Source organism: Nocardia sp. A7, assembly GCF_046549215.1.
Classification (GTDB): Bacteria; Actinomycetota; Actinomycetes; order Mycobacteriales; family Mycobacteriaceae; genus Nocardia.
Genome location: NZ_JAJPWE010000008.1, coordinates 43,689 through 57,216, shown reverse-complemented (window position 1 = coordinate 57,216; position 13,528 = coordinate 43,689). Strand labels below are relative to the sequence as shown.

The following is a 13,528-nucleotide window of genomic DNA, read 5'->3' as shown; positions in this document are numbered from 1 at the left end:
TTCAGAGGTAATCGTCATTATAATAATGATAACGTGTAATTCTGTGGCGCCCGCCACAAAATTAGATGTTATCGCTATCATGGCAGCGATAAGCTGGGTCTAGCGCGCTTGCTGGCACGGCCCGGCGCGACGGTCCATTCGCAAGGGAGCCCAGGTGACACGACCCCAGCCTCGTCGGCGGACCAGGGCAGATGTCGGGCCGCTGACCGAATTCGCGGAGTTCGTAGTGCAACGTCGCCACGTTCTCGGGTTGACGCAACTCGACGTCGCGGATCTCGCTGATGTCAGCGTGTCGACGGTGCGCAATGTCGAGGCCGGCCGAGTCTCGCCGACGCTCGAGGTCACTCTTCGCGTACTGAATGCGCTCGGTGCGACCTTGGTGGGTATGCCTCAGGCGTCAGCCGAACTGCTTCCGCGCGATGCCGTGGACCTCGGCAAGGCGAGGGGTGTGCGCCGATGACCGGATTCCCGGATCCTGCCGCACTGCGATCGATCAACGAAGCCGACGTCTACAAAGCGGGAGTTCTCGCCGGCTACCTTCGCCGTGAACGCGACGTGGTGGAATTCGCCTACGCCGATTCGTATCTGACCGATTCGACGGCGCCTCCGGTCGCGTTCACCCTGCCCAAGGTGGCCGGCAGATACCTGGCCACCGGAGGTTCTGTCCCTCCATTCTTTGCTGGACTGCTACCAGAAGGGCTGCGCCTCAGTGCAATCACGACTGCGGCGAGGACGAGCGAGGACGATCACCTCAGTCTGTTGCTTGCGGTCGGCGCAGACACGATCGGCGATGTCCAAATAGTCCCTGCCGGGAACCTGCCCGCCGACCCGGTGCCGATCTTCGATCGCACAGACGCTTCGCACGCGGACTTCGGATCCCTCTTCGCGCAGGCTGCAGCCACCGATGCCGACGAGTTCGATCGCACCGGACTTCCCGGTGTGCAGGTCAAGGTTTCGGCGCAGATGATCTCCACCCCGTTGTCGACTACCCGCGGTCCAGCAATCCTGAAGCTCAATCCGCCGAACAATCCGTTTCTGGTGGAGAACGAGAACTTCTTCCTCGACATGGCAGCAGCGTGCGGCATCGACGTTCCGCGCCATCACCTCGCAGCCGATGGCCGCCGGCGCACCGCGCTGTTCGTTGACCGCTTCGATCGAGTCGTCGAACGCAATGGTGTTCGCAAACTGGCACAGGAGGATGCCTGCCAGGTCGGCGGTCGGTACCCGGCGGCAAAATATCGAATCACCCTGCAGGAAGCGATGAAATCACTTGCGGAGGCAGTGACTGCCGGTGGCGGGTCGTATCCGTTGGCGATCGTTCGGATGTTGGAGATCGCCGCATTCAGCTACCTGATCGGCAACGGCGACCTGCACGGGAAAAACCTCTCTATCAGGCAGAATCCGGGCGGCGTCTGGGAGGTCACGCCGGCGTACGACCTGCTGACAACCCAGCCCTACCTGTCATGGAAGGATCCCATGGCGCTGCCGCTGTACGGCCGCGACGGAAAGTTGAGTTACCGCTGGTGGATTGAAGCCGCCCAGCGCTTGGGCGTATCCGAGCGTGCGATCAAACGCAGTCTGACACGTATCGTTGATTCGGCCGAGCCATGGATCGGCCGCGTCTCCGACATCGGCTTCGAAGAGAAGACAACGCGCCGCTTGAGCCAGATGATCGACCAGCGGCACAAGGAGCTTCACCAGCCCAAGCTCTGAGGCGAGCCCACCGGCAGTTGAAGTTCACCGGCCCTGATTCGCTATCGACACTATTCTGATGATAAGCATGAGTTGATGTGATGCACGCCATGCTGTACGAATTTATCGCTTCTATGAAAGTGATAAGAACAGTCATCTCAGCGGAGAAATTCAGCAGGAGGGAAGGGCACTCGTTCAGGGGCGGGCGGGGAGCAGTTCGGCGATCAGGTCCTCGATGCGCTGCTTGATCTCGTCACGGATCGGTCGCACCGATTCCACACCCTTGCCCGCCGGGTCTTCCAGGTTCCAGTCGCGGTAGTCCACGCCGGGGAAGTACGGGCAGGCGTCGCCGCAGCCCATGGTGATCACGACCGAGGAGGTTTCGACCGCGTCGGGGGTGAGGATCTTCGGCGCCTGGGCGGTGATGTCGATACCGAGTTCGGCCATCGCTTCGACCGCGGCCGGGTTGAGCGAGTTGCCGGGTGCGCTACCGGCGGAGCGGACCTCGATGTCGTCGCCGGCGAGGTGGGTCAGGAACCCTTGTGCCATCTGGGATCGTCCGGCGTTGTGGACGCACACGAAGAGCACGCTGGGCTTGGTCGTCATGGGGGGCAGTGCCTTTCGGTGGCGGGGGCGAATCAGCTCGTCGGGATGTCGAGTTCGGTGAGCAGGTGCCGGACGCGGGTTTCGATGTCGTCGCGGATCGGGCGCACGGCGGCGACGTCGTGGCCGGCCGGGTCGTCGAGCTGCCATTCCTCGTAGCGGTGGCCCGGGTAGAGCGGGCAGGCGTCACCGCAGCCCATGGTGATAATGACGTCGGCGGCCTGCAGGATCTCCTCGGTCCACGGCTTGGGGAATTCGTTGGTGATGTCGATGCCGACCTCGGCCATGGCAGCCACGGCGGCGGGGTTGATCTCGTCGCCGGGCTCGGAACCACCCGACCAGGCCACCGCGTTGTCACCGGCGAGATGGGTGAAGAACCCGAGTGCCATCTGCGAGCGACCGGCGTTGTGGGTGCACAGGAACAGCACTGTGGGCTTGCCGGTGTGTGCCTTGCCTTCGACGCGGGCCAACGCGTTCAGGCGTTGGCGGGCGAACCGTTCGGCCAGCAGCGGCAGGAAGTTCACCACGGTGGCGCGACCGGCGAACTGGTCGTAGGAGGAGTGCAGGAACCGTTCGATCGTCTCGATGCCGAAGGTGCCATCGAACTCACGCTCCAGCCGGGTCGCGGCGGTTTTGAGGGCGTGCTGCTGGTCGAGGGTGAGGTTGTCACGGTGAAAATGGGCATGGGTAACCGGGCTGTCGGTCATGGCGATGTCCTTGGTCGGTCTGCTGTGCGTCAGGTGGTGAGGTCGGAGAACAGGTGCTGTACGTGTGCGCGGATGTCATCGCGCACCAGGCGCATGCGTTCGATGCCGTCGATGCCGCGTTCGGAGGGTTCGTCGGTGTCCCAGTTGATGATTCGCACGCCGGGAGCGGGTTCGACCTGGGCTTCGCGACCGAGGGTGACCACCAGGTCGACGGTGCGCAGCAGATCGGAGTCGATGGGTTTGGGTGACTCCCCGGCGAGGTCGATGCCCAGCTCCGCCAGCGACGCCACCGACAGTTCGTTCAACCCGGCACCGGGGCGGGTTCCCGCGGAGTGCACCTGAACACGGTCACCGGCCAGTTGACGCATCAGCCCGGCCGCCATCTGCGACTTGCCGCCGTTCTTCACACAGACGAACAGCACCGAGGGCTTGTCGCTCACTTGACGTGCCCGGTCACGGCCGGACCGGTGTTGTCGGCGAAGCGTTTACGCAGCGCGAGCGACACGTAGACCAAGCCGACCAGCACCGGGACCTCGATCAGCGGGCCGACGACACCGGCGAGGGCTTCTCCCGAGGTGGCGCCGTAGGTGGCGATCGCGACGGCGATGGCCAGTTCGAAGTTGTTGCCCGCCGCGGTGAACGCGAGGGTGGTGGTGCGGGCGTAGCCCAGGCCCATCACGGCGCCGAGTGCGTAGCCGCCGCCCCACATGACGGCGAAGTAGGCCAGCAGCGGGAGGGCGATGCGCACAACATCGAGGGGGTGGGAGGTGATCTGGTCGCCCTGGAGGGCGAACAGGACCACGATTGTGAAGAGCAGACCGTAGAGCGCCCACGGGCCGATGCGGGGGAGGAACTTCTCCTCGTACCACTCGCGGCCCTTGGCGCGTTCGCCGAAGCGGCGGGTGAGATAACCGGCCAGCAGCGGGATACCGAGGAAGATCAGGACCGATTTCGCGATCTCCCACGGCGAGACGTCGATCGTGGTCTGTTCCAGGCCGAGCCAGCCGGGCAGCACCGACAGGTAGAACCAGCCGAGCACGGCGAACATGAACACCTGGAACACCGAGTTCAGGGCGACGAGTACCGCCGCGGCGTCGCGGTCACCGCACGCCAGGTCGTTCCAGATGATGACCATCGCGATGCAGCGCGCCAGGCCGACGATGATCAGGCCGGTGCGGTACTCGGGCAGGTCGGGCAAGAACAGCCAGGCCAGCGCGAACATGAGCGCGGGGCCGAGCACCCAGTTCAGGACCAGGGAACCGATCAGGAGTTTGCGATCGCTGGTGACGGAGTCGAGGCGGTCGTAGCGGACCTTGGCCAGCACCGGGTACATCATGATCAGCAGGCCCAGTGCGATCGGCAGGGAGATGCCGTCGATCTCGACAGCGCTCAACGCATCGCCGAGGCCGGGAATCATCCGGCCGAGCAGCAAGCCGACGGCCATCGCCACACCGATCCACACCGGCAGGAACCGGTCCAGAGTCGAGAGTTTGCCGACAACGGGCGGGTGCTCGGTCGTGGTGGTCGCGCTCATGCGTGCACGCTCTCGGTGATCAGCGCGCTGGCCACGCGGGCGAATGCTTCGGGTACGACGCGGTAGTACACCCACGAGGCGCGGCGCTCACTGGTGAGCAGCCCGGCTTCGCGCAGCACCTTGAGGTGGTGCGAGATGGTCGGCTGGCTGACGTCGACACCGTCGGAGATATCGCAGACGCACGCCTCCCCACCAGCCCGGCTGGCGACCAGTGACAGCAGTCGAAGACGCACCGGATCCGACAACGCCTTGAACACGGCGGCGAGTTCAACCGCCTCCGCGGGGGTCAAGGGATCGCGGACGACCGGCTCCGCGGCACAGGCCGCGACCGGCGTCAGGTTCAGCTCCGACTTAGACATTCCTCGATATTGACGTACATCGAATCAATGTGCAAGCAAACGTGCGGTGAACACCGGGAGGTGTGGCGTAGTTCGGCCGTCGGCGTCAGGAACTCGTGCTGCGTCGTTCGAGTAGGACGGTGTCGCGCCAGACGCCGTCCAGTCGGGCGATGCGCTCGCGGACGCCTACGGTCCGAAATCCTGCCGAGTGATGCAGGGCGATGCTGGCGCGATTCTCCGGGAAGATCGCACTCTGCAGCGTCCATAAGCCCGCGTCGTCCGCGGCCATGACCTGGGTCCGCAGCAGCGATTTCCCGACGCCGCGTCCGCGCACGCCGTCGCCGACGTAGACCGAGTTCTCGACGACACCGGTGTAGCAATCACGCCCGGACACCGGACTCAGGCTGGCCCAGCCGACGACGACACCCTCGATCTCGGCGACCCAGCGATGATCGGGCAACCACTGCGCATCGAGGATTGCCCGGTCGGGGACCACGGTGGTGAAGGTAGCCAGTCCGGTGGCGATGCCTTCGCCGTAAATCCGCCGGACCGCGTCCCAGTCGTCGTCGCGCATCGCCCGAACCGACACGTCGGCGGGAAGGTCCGTCGGGCAGCAGGGCCGTGGCGCGAGGACGCCCATGACCGCGTCGGCGGCGTGGGGGAGGCCGGTGCAGCAGGTGGGGTTGACCGCGACGACCGTGGAGGTGCCGCTCTTGTGGGTGGTGACGAAGCCGACCTCGGCGAGCTTGCGGACGTGATGCGACACCGTCGGCTGGGTGATGTCGAGGGCAGCGGTCAGCTCGCGCACCGTGATCCCGGCCGGGCGCGTGGCAACCAGGTGCAGCAGCTGGATGCGCGTCGGGTCGGCCAGGCAGGCGAACCATTCGGCGTAGGTCGTGGCGTCGCCGACGGCCAGTGCGTCGACGCGCGGAGCGGCTGCGTCGCGCACGACGGGCATATCCAGGGACGTCATGACCGTCATTGTATCGACGACAATCGATGGTTGCATTCATAGACGTCTGTCGATACAGTCACACTCATTAGATCGATGTGTATCGATGAATGGAGAGTGTGATGACCGAGCTGCCTGTCGTCGTCGTAGGAGCCGGGCCCGTGGGGCTGGCCGCCGCCGCTGAACTGCGAGAACGCGGCGTGGACGTGCTGGTGCTTGAACGCGGACCGCGTGCCGGTGCCGCGGTCGCGGAGTGGAATCACGTGCGGTTGTTCTCCCGGTGGGCCGAACTGATCGCCCCCGCCGCCCGCCGCGCGCTCGACGCAACCGGCTGGATCGCCCCCGCCGACGAGGGCTACCCGACCGGACAGGAATGGGCGCGCGACTACCTGGCCCCGCTGGCCGCCGCGCTCGGCGACTCCGTGCGCTACGACAGCGAGGTCGTCGGACTCGCCCGCCGCGGCCGCGACCGTGTCGTCGACGCCGGCCGCGACAGCGAACCGTTGTCGGTGCACCTGCGCCGTGCCGACGGTAGCGAGGAGCGGATCCTGGCGCGCGCGGTCATCGATGCCTCCGGTACCTGGGGCGAGCCGAATCCGCTGGGTGGGGAAGGTCTTCCCGCGCTCGGCGAACGCACGTCGGACGCCGTGACGTACCGAGTTCCCGACATCGACTCCGCCGAGCAGGCCGACCGCTTCGGTGGCGCGCACACGGTGATCGCGGGTGGTGGACATTCGGCGCTCGGCGCGATCGTGGCGTTGGCACAGTTGGCGGAGCAGCGGCCGGGAACCCGGCTGACCTGGGTCCTGCGGCGCGGGTCCGCCGATTCGACCTTCGGTGGTGGCGATGCCGACGAGCTGCCTGCGCGTGGCGCGCTCGGCCTGCGTGCGAAAGCGGTCGTCGATGCCGGTCTGCTGGAGGTGGTCACCGGATTCCGCACCGCCGCAATCGAATCCGGTGACAGCGGCAGTGTCGCACTCGTGGCCGACGACGGTCGCCGCATCGATGATGTCGACAACGTGGTGGCGCTCACCGGTTTCCGTCCCGAACTGGGGTGGTTGTCGGAGGTGCGGCTCGAACTGGACCCGGTGCTGCAAGCCCCGGTCCGGTTGGCGCCGCTGATCGACCCGAACGTCCACTCCTGCGGCACCGTCTACCCGCACGGCGTCGCCGAACTGACCCACCCCGAACCCGGCGTCTACCTCGTCGGCATGAAGAGTTACGGACGCGCGCCAACCTTCCTGGCGATGACGGGCTACGAGCAGGTTCGCTCCATCGCCGCCTCGCTCGCCGGTGATCACGAAGCCGCCGCGCGGGTCGAGCTGGTGCTGCCCGAGACCGGAGTATGCGGCGGTGCAGGCGTTTTCGACGATCCCGACGGCGCGAGCTCGGGTGGCTGCTGCGCCCCCGCACCCGAGGTGCTGACCTTGGCCGCACCCTCGCTCGTCCGCTGAGAGGTGTCGACTTCTACTTTCGTCGCGCAGACCGGGTCGACTGATCCCGGTCTGCGTCGGCGGGTACTGACCACACTGTGCCTGACCGAGATCACCAGCTGGGGAATTCTCTACTACGCCTTTCCTGTGCTGTCGGTATCGATCTCGGCCGACACCGGGTGGTCGCTGCCGATGATCACCGCGGCGTTCTCGCTCGGTCAGCTCGCCGCCGCGCTCACCGGAATCCCGATCGGTCGCGTCATCGACCGCGTCGGCCCACGGACGGTCATGACCGCGGGCTCGGTGCTGGCGGTGCCCGCGCTGATCGCGGTCGCGCTGGCACCGAATCCGATCGTGTTCTTCGCGGGCTGGCTGGCCGCGGGTGTCGCGATGGGAGCGGTGCTGTATCCACCGGCGTTCGCGGCGCTCACCCGATGGTTCGGCACCGACCACGTCAAAGCGCTGATGATCCTCACCCTGTCCGGCGGCTTCGCCAGCACCGTCTTCGCCCCGCTCACCGCCGTACTGGTCCAGCACACGGATTGGCGCGCAACCTATCTCACGCTCACCGTGGTGCTGGCGGTGGTGACGATCCCGGCGCACCTGTTCGGCTTGACCGGCCCATGGCCCGATCCGCCCGTCGCCGCGTCACCCGCCGACGACGATCACGGCGCGGTGGCGCGCAGTCCCGCGTTCGTGATACTCGTGCTCGCCGCGAGCCTGGGCGCCTTCGCCGCCTTCGCCGCGGTGTTCAACCTGGTGCCGCTGCTGATCGAACGCGGCTTCTCCCCATCGCTGGCCGCCCTCACGCTGGGGTTGGGCGGTGCGGGACAGGTTCTCGGACGGATCGGCTACCTGCCGCTGATCACTCGCACCACCGCGCACGGCCGCATCGTCGGAACCTTCGCCTTGACCGCCGCCGCGACAGCTCTGACAGGCTGGGCGACAACAGTATTCGCTCTCATCGCGATCTCGATCGGCGCCGGAGTGGTCCGCGGCATCATGACCCTCGTCAAGGCCACCGCCGTCACCGACCGCTGGGGCGCGACCCACTACGGCCGTCTCAACGGACTCATGTCCGCCCCCGTGATCATCGTGATGGCGCTGGCGCCGTGGGCCGCAACCGTGCTGATGACCTGGACCGGTACCTACGCCCGCACCTACTTCGTCCTCGCCGCCATCGCGGCACTGGCTGCGCTGGCGGCCACCGCAACCACCCCACGCCCATCGAAACTGAAGCCTGGAATTCGCGGCCCAGCGTCATCTGGAGCGCCAAGCCGCCGAACGGAGAAGTCGTAGGCCGTTGAGGCCGACGATGACGGTGGAACCTTCGTGACCGGCCACGCCCAACGGGAGCGGGAGATGCCCGATGAGGTCCCAGAGCGACAGGACGATGATGAACCCCGCCGCGATGGCCAGGTTCGCGAGCACGACCCGACGTGCCCTGCGCGACAGTGCGATGACCGCGGGAATGGTGGTCAGGTCGTCGCCGACGATCACAGCGTCGGCGGTCTGCAGGGTCAGGTCCGATCCCGCGCCGCCCATCGCGATCCCGGTGTGCGCGGCGGCCAGCGCGGGAGCGTCGTTGATGCCGTCACCGACCATGGTCATCCGCCAACCCTCGGACTCCAGATCGCGGATGGCGGCGACCTTTTCGTCGGGCAACAGTCCGGCGCGTACATCGGTGATCCCGACCTGTTTCGCGATCTGGGTGGCGGTGGCGTGGTTGTCGCCGGTGAGCAATACCGGTGCGGTGCCGGATGATTCGGTGATCGCCGCGACAGTGGCCGCGGCCTCGGGACGTACCTGATCGGTGATACCGAGGACGGCGACGGGCTCGTGGTCACACAGCACGACCACGGCGGTTCGTCCGCGGCCCTGGAGTTCGCGGACCTGCGCTGCCGCGTTCGCCTGTCGACCGGTGCCGTCGGGGTCCAGAAGTGCGGCGGGAGAGCCGACGTGGACGATGCGCTGCTCCACCACCGCGGAGACACCGCGGCCGGGCTGGGCGGTGAACTCGTCGGCGAACGGGAGATCGAGGCGGCGGCGGCGCGCGGCACGCACGATCGCGGCGGCCAACGGATGTTCGCTGGGATGCTCGGCGGCCGCGGCCAGCCGCAGGACATGTTCTTCGCCGATCGGGCAGTCGGGCAATACGTGGATATCAGCGAGTTCGGGGGTGCCGAGAGTCAAGGTGCCGGTCTTGTCGAACGCGACCAGGGTGGTGGTGCCGAGTTGTTCCATCACGACCGCGGATTTCACCAGCACACCGTGGCGTCCCGCGTTCGCGATCGCGGCCAGTAGCGGTGGCATCGTGGCCAGCACCACCGCGCAGGGCGAGGCGACGATCATGAATGTCATGGCGCGCAACAACGTTGGTTGCAATGCCGCACCGAACAACAGCGGCACGATGAACACCGCGAGCGTCACCGCGACCATGCCCACCGAATACCGCTGCTCGATCTTCTCGATGAACAACTGGGTCCTGGCCTTGGTGCGGCCTGCCTCCTCGACCAGAGTCGCGATGCGGGCCACGACCGAGTCCTCGGCCCGGCGATCCACCCGCACCCGCAGCGAACCGGTGCCGTTGAGGGTTCCGGCGAACACCTCGTCGCCGACCGCTTTGTCCACCGGCATCGACTCGCCCGTGATGGTGGCCTGGTCGACCTCACCGGCCCCGCCGACTACCGATCCGTCGGCGGCGATGCGGTCACCCGGCCGCACCAGGATCACCGCACCGATCGCCAGATCGGCTGCCCGGACAGTCTCTTCGTGACCGTCGGACAGCAGCGTCGCGGTCTCCGGGGCGAGGCTGAGCAGCCCGCGCACCGAATCCTCGGTCCGGGCCGTGGCGAAGGCTTCGACCGCTCCGGACGTCGCGAAGATCACGATCAGCAGCGCGCCGTCGAGCACCTGTCCGATCGAGGCCGCCCCGATCGCCGCGACCACCATCAGCAGATCGACATCGAGGGTCTTCTCGCGCAGCGCACGCAGCCCCTCCAGCGCGGGCTGCCAGCCGCCGGTGACGTAGCAGGCCAGATACAGCGCCCACCACAGCCACGACGGCCCGCCCGCGAACTGGACGACCAGGCCCAGTAGGAACAGTACTGATGCTGTTGCAGCCCAACGGATCTCACTCAGTTCGAACAATCGTGTGCGGCGCACGGCAACGCTCGGACGCGGGGTGGCTCGGCGTGTGGGCGTGGCGGTGGGCGTAGCCACACATCACCTCCGGGAGTCGGGAACGGACCACCCGAGAATAGCAGTACATATGAAGAGGTCTTCATGTATGCCTGTGAGTTAAACTCCCTGACATGGGACACGGTGTCGAAGGCCGCGACCGGCCGAGCACCCGACTCGACGCGGCGTCAGCCGCTCATGTGGCAACCACACTGCAGGCCCTGGCCACCCCGAGTCGCCTGCTCATCCTCACCGAACTACGCCAAGGCCCGCGCCCGGTCACCGAGCTCGCCGAGGCGGTCGGTATGGAACAGTCCGCGGTCTCGCACCAGCTACGCCTGCTGCGCAATCTCGGCCTGGTCCACGGCACCCGAGCCGGGCGCAGCATCGTCTACAGCCTCTACGACAATCACGTCGCCCAACTGCTGGACGAGGCCGTCTACCACAGCGAACACCTACGTCTCGGCCTCGCCGACCGCCCTGACGCTGCGAGCTGAACATAGAGAAGGGCCCGAACCGACTGGGCTCGGACCCTCGCCTCGATCGAGGTACTCCAGAACTGGTCGTTATCGAACCGAATTCGCGGCCTCGACGATGGTGTCGGCGACGGCGTCCGGCTGGGAAACCGGCGACGCGTGCGACGAGCTGATCTCTCTGGTCGTGGCCGGGGCGGCGCGGCCTGCCATGAATCGTTGGGCGGCAGCTGGAATGACCTTGTCATCGCCCGAGATCAGGTACCAGCTGGGCGTGGTCGCCCACGACGGCGAGCCCGAGGGTTCCAGATTGGCGCCCAGTGCGGCCGACTGTTGATGGGTGTACATCTCCGCGGCGGTCTCGGCACTCACGTCCGGGGCGAAGATCGGGTGGAAGTACGGCTCGTCGATGTAGCCGTCGATATTTCGACCCGCGACGCCGCTGGGGTCGTCCACCACCCGGACCTGTAGCGCGGGCGGCAGCAGTTGGCTGCCGGGGAAGCGGATGGGGTCGAGCAGCCCCTGCACGAATTCGCCCTGTGCCGGCGCGAAGGCCGCGATGTAGACGTTGGCCTTGACCTTGGGGCTGTGGGTGTTGGTGATGACAACCCCGCCGTAGGAGTGCCCGACGAGGACGACCGGCCCGTCGATGCCGTCGAGAACACTCTGCAGTGCCTGCGCGTCGTTGCGGGGACCACGCAGCGGGTTGTCCACTGTGACAACGCGATAGCCGCGCCCGCGCAGTTCGGCGGCGACCCCGTCCCAGCTGGTCGCGTCGGCGAAAGCGCCGTGTACCAGCACGAGGGTGGGATCGCCCGGATCGGCGGTCGCGAGTGCGGGGACGAGCGGGCTTACGGCGACCACTGTCGCCGCGAGTGCGGTCAGCAGCCGATGTCGGCGTGGATTCGGACGAGTAGACGATGACATGATCGATCACCTTTTCGGTAACGCTCAGTGCGCGAGCGGTGTTGTGGGAGAAGGAAATTCGACAGGCTTTCCGAGCGGCAACCACTGCACCCGGTGGTGCACGCCCTCGGACTCCGCGAGCAGGCGAACGCGCGCGCGATCGTGGCTTTCGCTGAAATGAGTCCAGCCTTCGTAGTGCACGGGCAGGGCGATACGCGGTTCCAGGAGCCTGACGAACCTAGCGGCATCCCGGGCGTCCATCGTGTATTTCACCGGCCCGGTGAGTCCGAATCGGACGGCGCCGATGTGCAGCAGCGCGATATCGACGTCGAGACGGCGAGCCACCTGCTCGAGTCCTCGGAAATAGACCGAGTCCCCTGACATCCATACCGCCACCTGCGCCTGCCCTGGTCGCTGGATCGCGAAACCCAGGTTCTCACCCACCAGGAGCCGGCTGAGCGGTGGCCCGTGTCGGCTCGGCGTCGCGATCACCCGCAGCGTCGCGCGACCGGGAGCCTGCAGGACGGTTTCCTGCCATGGCACCATCGCCTCGGCGTGCGCGAGTCCGAGACGGCGGCTGCCACCGGCCGTGGTGATGATCCGCGGCACGGTGCGCAGCAGGGCGCGGCCGCTGCGGTCGAGATTGTCGGCGTGGTGGTCGTGGGAGAGCAACACGACGTCGATCGCGGGCAGGTCGGTCACCCGGATCGCCGGGCCGATCGTTTTCACCGACGAGGTACCGAGGGCGAATTCGTAGCGCTGCCCCGGTTCGTCGAAGGTCGGATCGGTGAGGATGGTCCACCCGTCCACCTCGATGAGCACGGTCGGCCCGCCGATATGGGTGATTCTGACGCCCGTCACGATGGCCGCTACGTCGCCTGCGGGAATCGGGCCGCGGCGTGCCGCAGTGACCAGTCCAGGGCGTAATCGGCGATCTCTTCCCAGCCGTCCTGGCTCACGAGTCGGTGGGTGCGGTCGGGGAATTCCACCCGTTCGACCAGTGCGGTGCCCTGTGCGTATTTGCGCAGGGCGGCCTTCTGGATAGCGGGCGGAGCGACATGGTCGATGCCACCGGAGATGAGCAGCAGCGGTGCGCGGTCGGGCTTGCGGAAGTCGACGGCGGTGATGCCCGACTTCTTCTTCGGCAGCGACAGCACGCCCTCGAAGAACACCCGGTTGGACGAATTCACCGCGCTCGCGGCCCATTCCAGGTCGGAATCGGCGCGGCTGAGGTCGTTGCCGAAGGTGTAGTGGAAGTGGCGCTTGGAGATCGGGCTGGCCTTGCCGAAACGGAACGGGTTGGACAGCACCGGCAGTCCCGTGCGCAATGTCGAGAACGGCAGTGCGAGAACGCCTGCCGGTTGCCCCGGCGCGACCCCGACTCCGGCGATACCGATGCCGCGATCGAGCAGCATCTGGGTGAAGATCCCGCCGAACGAATGGCCCATGATCACGGGCTGCTCCGAAAGCGAGGCGATGATATCGGCGTAGTAGTCGACGATCTCCACGATACCGACGCCTTCGAGCGCGCTCGGATTCTCCCGGACATCGGCCGGTGCGCGATCGCCGATGCCGGGCCAACCCGGCACGATGACCTGGTGTCCGAGGTCGCGGTAGCGCTGCGCCCAGGTGTCCCAACTCCGGGGGGTCATCCAGAGGCCGTGGATGAGGACGATGGGCGGCTTGTGGGTGTGGTCGGGCTGATTCATT

Annotated in this window: 15 protein-coding genes; 5 read left to right on the top strand and 10 right to left on the bottom strand. The window is 66.8% G+C overall.

All coding sequences use genetic code 11. The annotated features are described in order from the left end of the window. The first annotated feature begins 154 nt into the window (after positions 1 to 154). Together ACLJPD_RS31300 and ACLJPD_RS31295 are read left to right on the top strand one after the other, a co-directional pair. Positions 155 to 460: a helix-turn-helix domain-containing protein gene (locus tag ACLJPD_RS31300; RefSeq protein ID WP_410876993.1), complete on the top strand. Its 306-nt coding sequence runs from the start codon at positions 155 to 157 to the stop codon at positions 458 to 460. Then, on the top strand, positions 457 to 1,713 hold the full coding sequence (locus ACLJPD_RS31295; RefSeq protein ID WP_410876991.1) for a type II toxin-antitoxin system HipA family toxin: 1,257 nt from the start codon (positions 457 to 459) through the stop codon (positions 1,711 to 1,713). The genes ACLJPD_RS31300 and ACLJPD_RS31295 overlap by 4 nt, the downstream gene beginning before the upstream one ends. Positions 1,714 to 1,887: 174 nt before the next feature. Here the strand turns inward: ACLJPD_RS31295 and ACLJPD_RS31290 are convergent, their stop codons facing one another. The 6 genes from ACLJPD_RS31290 to ACLJPD_RS31265 all read right to left on the bottom strand — a co-directional run bounded on the left by ACLJPD_RS31290 (position 1,888) and on the right by ACLJPD_RS31265 (position 5,847). After that, positions 1,888 to 2,298, bottom strand: a complete 411-nt coding sequence (locus tag ACLJPD_RS31290) for an arsenate reductase ArsC (RefSeq protein WP_410876990.1) — start codon at positions 2,296 to 2,298, stop codon at positions 1,888 to 1,890. 32 nt (positions 2,299 to 2,330) lie between these two features. Continuing rightward, positions 2,331 to 3,002 carry an arsenate reductase ArsC gene (locus ACLJPD_RS31285; RefSeq protein ID WP_410876988.1) on the bottom strand — a complete coding sequence of 224 codons (672 nt, stop codon included), beginning with the start codon at positions 3,000 to 3,002 and terminating at the stop codon, positions 2,331 to 2,333. A 29-nt stretch (positions 3,003 to 3,031) separates the two neighbouring features. Beyond that, the gene (locus ACLJPD_RS31280) at positions 3,032 to 3,442 is read right to left on the bottom strand and encodes a low molecular weight phosphatase family protein (protein ID WP_410876987.1); all 411 of its coding nucleotides are present in this window, start codon (positions 3,440 to 3,442) and stop codon (positions 3,032 to 3,034) included. Beyond that, positions 3,439 to 4,536, bottom strand: coding sequence for an ACR3 family arsenite efflux transporter (arsB, locus tag ACLJPD_RS31275; protein WP_410876985.1), 1,098 nt, complete (start codon positions 4,534 to 4,536; stop codon positions 3,439 to 3,441). Before arsB ends, ACLJPD_RS31280 begins: the two co-directional genes overlap by 4 nt. Then, on the bottom strand, positions 4,533 to 4,895 hold the full coding sequence (locus ACLJPD_RS31270) for an ArsR/SmtB family transcription factor (RefSeq protein ID WP_410876983.1): 363 nt from the start codon (positions 4,893 to 4,895) through the stop codon (positions 4,533 to 4,535). The genes arsB and ACLJPD_RS31270 overlap by 4 nt, the downstream gene beginning before the upstream one ends. Positions 4,896 to 4,980: 85 nt before the next feature. After that, positions 4,981 to 5,847: a helix-turn-helix domain-containing GNAT family N-acetyltransferase gene (locus tag ACLJPD_RS31265; RefSeq protein ID WP_410876981.1), complete on the bottom strand. Its 867-nt coding sequence runs from the start codon at positions 5,845 to 5,847 to the stop codon at positions 4,981 to 4,983. Positions 5,848 to 5,948: 101 nt separating this feature from the next. Here ACLJPD_RS31265 and ACLJPD_RS31260 point away from each other — a divergent pair, with 101 nt between their 5' ends. Both ACLJPD_RS31260 and ACLJPD_RS31255 read left to right on the top strand, forming a co-directional pair. Beyond that, positions 5,949 to 7,280 (top strand): FAD-dependent oxidoreductase, encoded by a 1,332-nt coding sequence (locus tag ACLJPD_RS31260; RefSeq protein WP_410876979.1) that lies wholly within the window; start codon positions 5,949 to 5,951, stop codon positions 7,278 to 7,280. 3 nt (positions 7,281 to 7,283) lie between these two features. Next, positions 7,284 to 8,558, top strand: a complete 1,275-nt coding sequence (locus tag ACLJPD_RS31255; protein WP_410876977.1) for an MFS transporter — start codon at positions 7,284 to 7,286, stop codon at positions 8,556 to 8,558. Here the strand turns inward: ACLJPD_RS31255 and ACLJPD_RS31250 are convergent. Further along, positions 8,520 to 10,481, bottom strand: coding sequence for a heavy metal translocating P-type ATPase (locus ACLJPD_RS31250; RefSeq protein WP_410876975.1), 1,962 nt, complete (start codon positions 10,479 to 10,481; stop codon positions 8,520 to 8,522). The genes ACLJPD_RS31255 and ACLJPD_RS31250 overlap by 39 nt on opposite strands. Before the next feature lie 92 nt (positions 10,482 to 10,573). Here ACLJPD_RS31250 and ACLJPD_RS31245 point away from each other — a divergent pair, with 92 nt between their 5' ends. Further along, entirely contained in the window at positions 10,574 to 10,936 is a 363-nt protein-coding gene (locus tag ACLJPD_RS31245; protein ID WP_410876973.1) for an ArsR/SmtB family transcription factor, read from the top strand. Between the two features lie 69 nt (positions 10,937 to 11,005). Here ACLJPD_RS31245 and ACLJPD_RS31240 read toward each other — a convergent pair whose 3' ends face one another. From ACLJPD_RS31240 to ACLJPD_RS31230, 3 genes are read right to left on the bottom strand one after another with little or no spacing between them, the layout of a single operon-like run. Beyond that, entirely contained in the window at positions 11,006 to 11,839 is an 834-nt protein-coding gene (locus ACLJPD_RS31240) for an alpha/beta fold hydrolase (RefSeq protein WP_410876972.1), read from the bottom strand. A gap of 24 nt (positions 11,840 to 11,863) precedes the next feature. Continuing rightward, positions 11,864 to 12,679: an MBL fold metallo-hydrolase gene (locus tag ACLJPD_RS31235; protein WP_410876970.1), complete on the bottom strand. Its 816-nt coding sequence runs from the start codon at positions 12,677 to 12,679 to the stop codon at positions 11,864 to 11,866. Between the two features lie 8 nt (positions 12,680 to 12,687). Next, positions 12,688 to 13,527, bottom strand: coding sequence for an alpha/beta hydrolase (locus ACLJPD_RS31230; RefSeq protein ID WP_410876969.1), 840 nt, complete (start codon positions 13,525 to 13,527; stop codon positions 12,688 to 12,690). Between the last annotated feature and the right edge of the window lies 1 nt (position 13,528).

Excerpts from the sequence above, each read along its gene's own strand:
- arsB (WP_410876985.1), bottom strand. The coding sequence starts at position 4,536 with ATGAGCGCGACCACCACGACCGAGCACCCGCCCGTTGTCGGCAAACTC.
- ACLJPD_RS31265 (WP_410876981.1), bottom strand. The coding sequence starts at position 5,847 with ATGACGTCCCTGGATATGCCCGTCGTGCGCGACGCAGCCGCTCCGCGC.
- ACLJPD_RS31230 (WP_410876969.1), bottom strand. The coding sequence starts at position 13,527 with ATGAATCAGCCCGACCACACCCACAAGCCGCCCATCGTCCTCATCCAC.
- ACLJPD_RS31295 (WP_410876991.1), top strand. The coding sequence starts at position 457 with ATGACCGGATTCCCGGATCCTGCCGCACTGCGATCGATCAACGAAGCC.
- ACLJPD_RS31290 (WP_410876990.1), bottom strand. The coding sequence starts at position 2,298 with ATGACGACCAAGCCCAGCGTGCTCTTCGTGTGCGTCCACAACGCCGGA.
- ACLJPD_RS31245 (WP_410876973.1), top strand. The coding sequence starts at position 10,574 with ATGGGACACGGTGTCGAAGGCCGCGACCGGCCGAGCACCCGACTCGAC.
- ACLJPD_RS31285 (WP_410876988.1), bottom strand. The coding sequence starts at position 3,002 with ATGACCGACAGCCCGGTTACCCATGCCCATTTTCACCGTGACAACCTC.
- ACLJPD_RS31270 (WP_410876983.1), bottom strand. The coding sequence starts at position 4,895 with ATGTCTAAGTCGGAGCTGAACCTGACGCCGGTCGCGGCCTGTGCCGCG.
- ACLJPD_RS31260 (WP_410876979.1), top strand. The coding sequence starts at position 5,949 with ATGACCGAGCTGCCTGTCGTCGTCGTAGGAGCCGGGCCCGTGGGGCTG.
- ACLJPD_RS31240 (WP_410876972.1), bottom strand. The coding sequence starts at position 11,839 with ATGTCATCGTCTACTCGTCCGAATCCACGCCGACATCGGCTGCTGACC.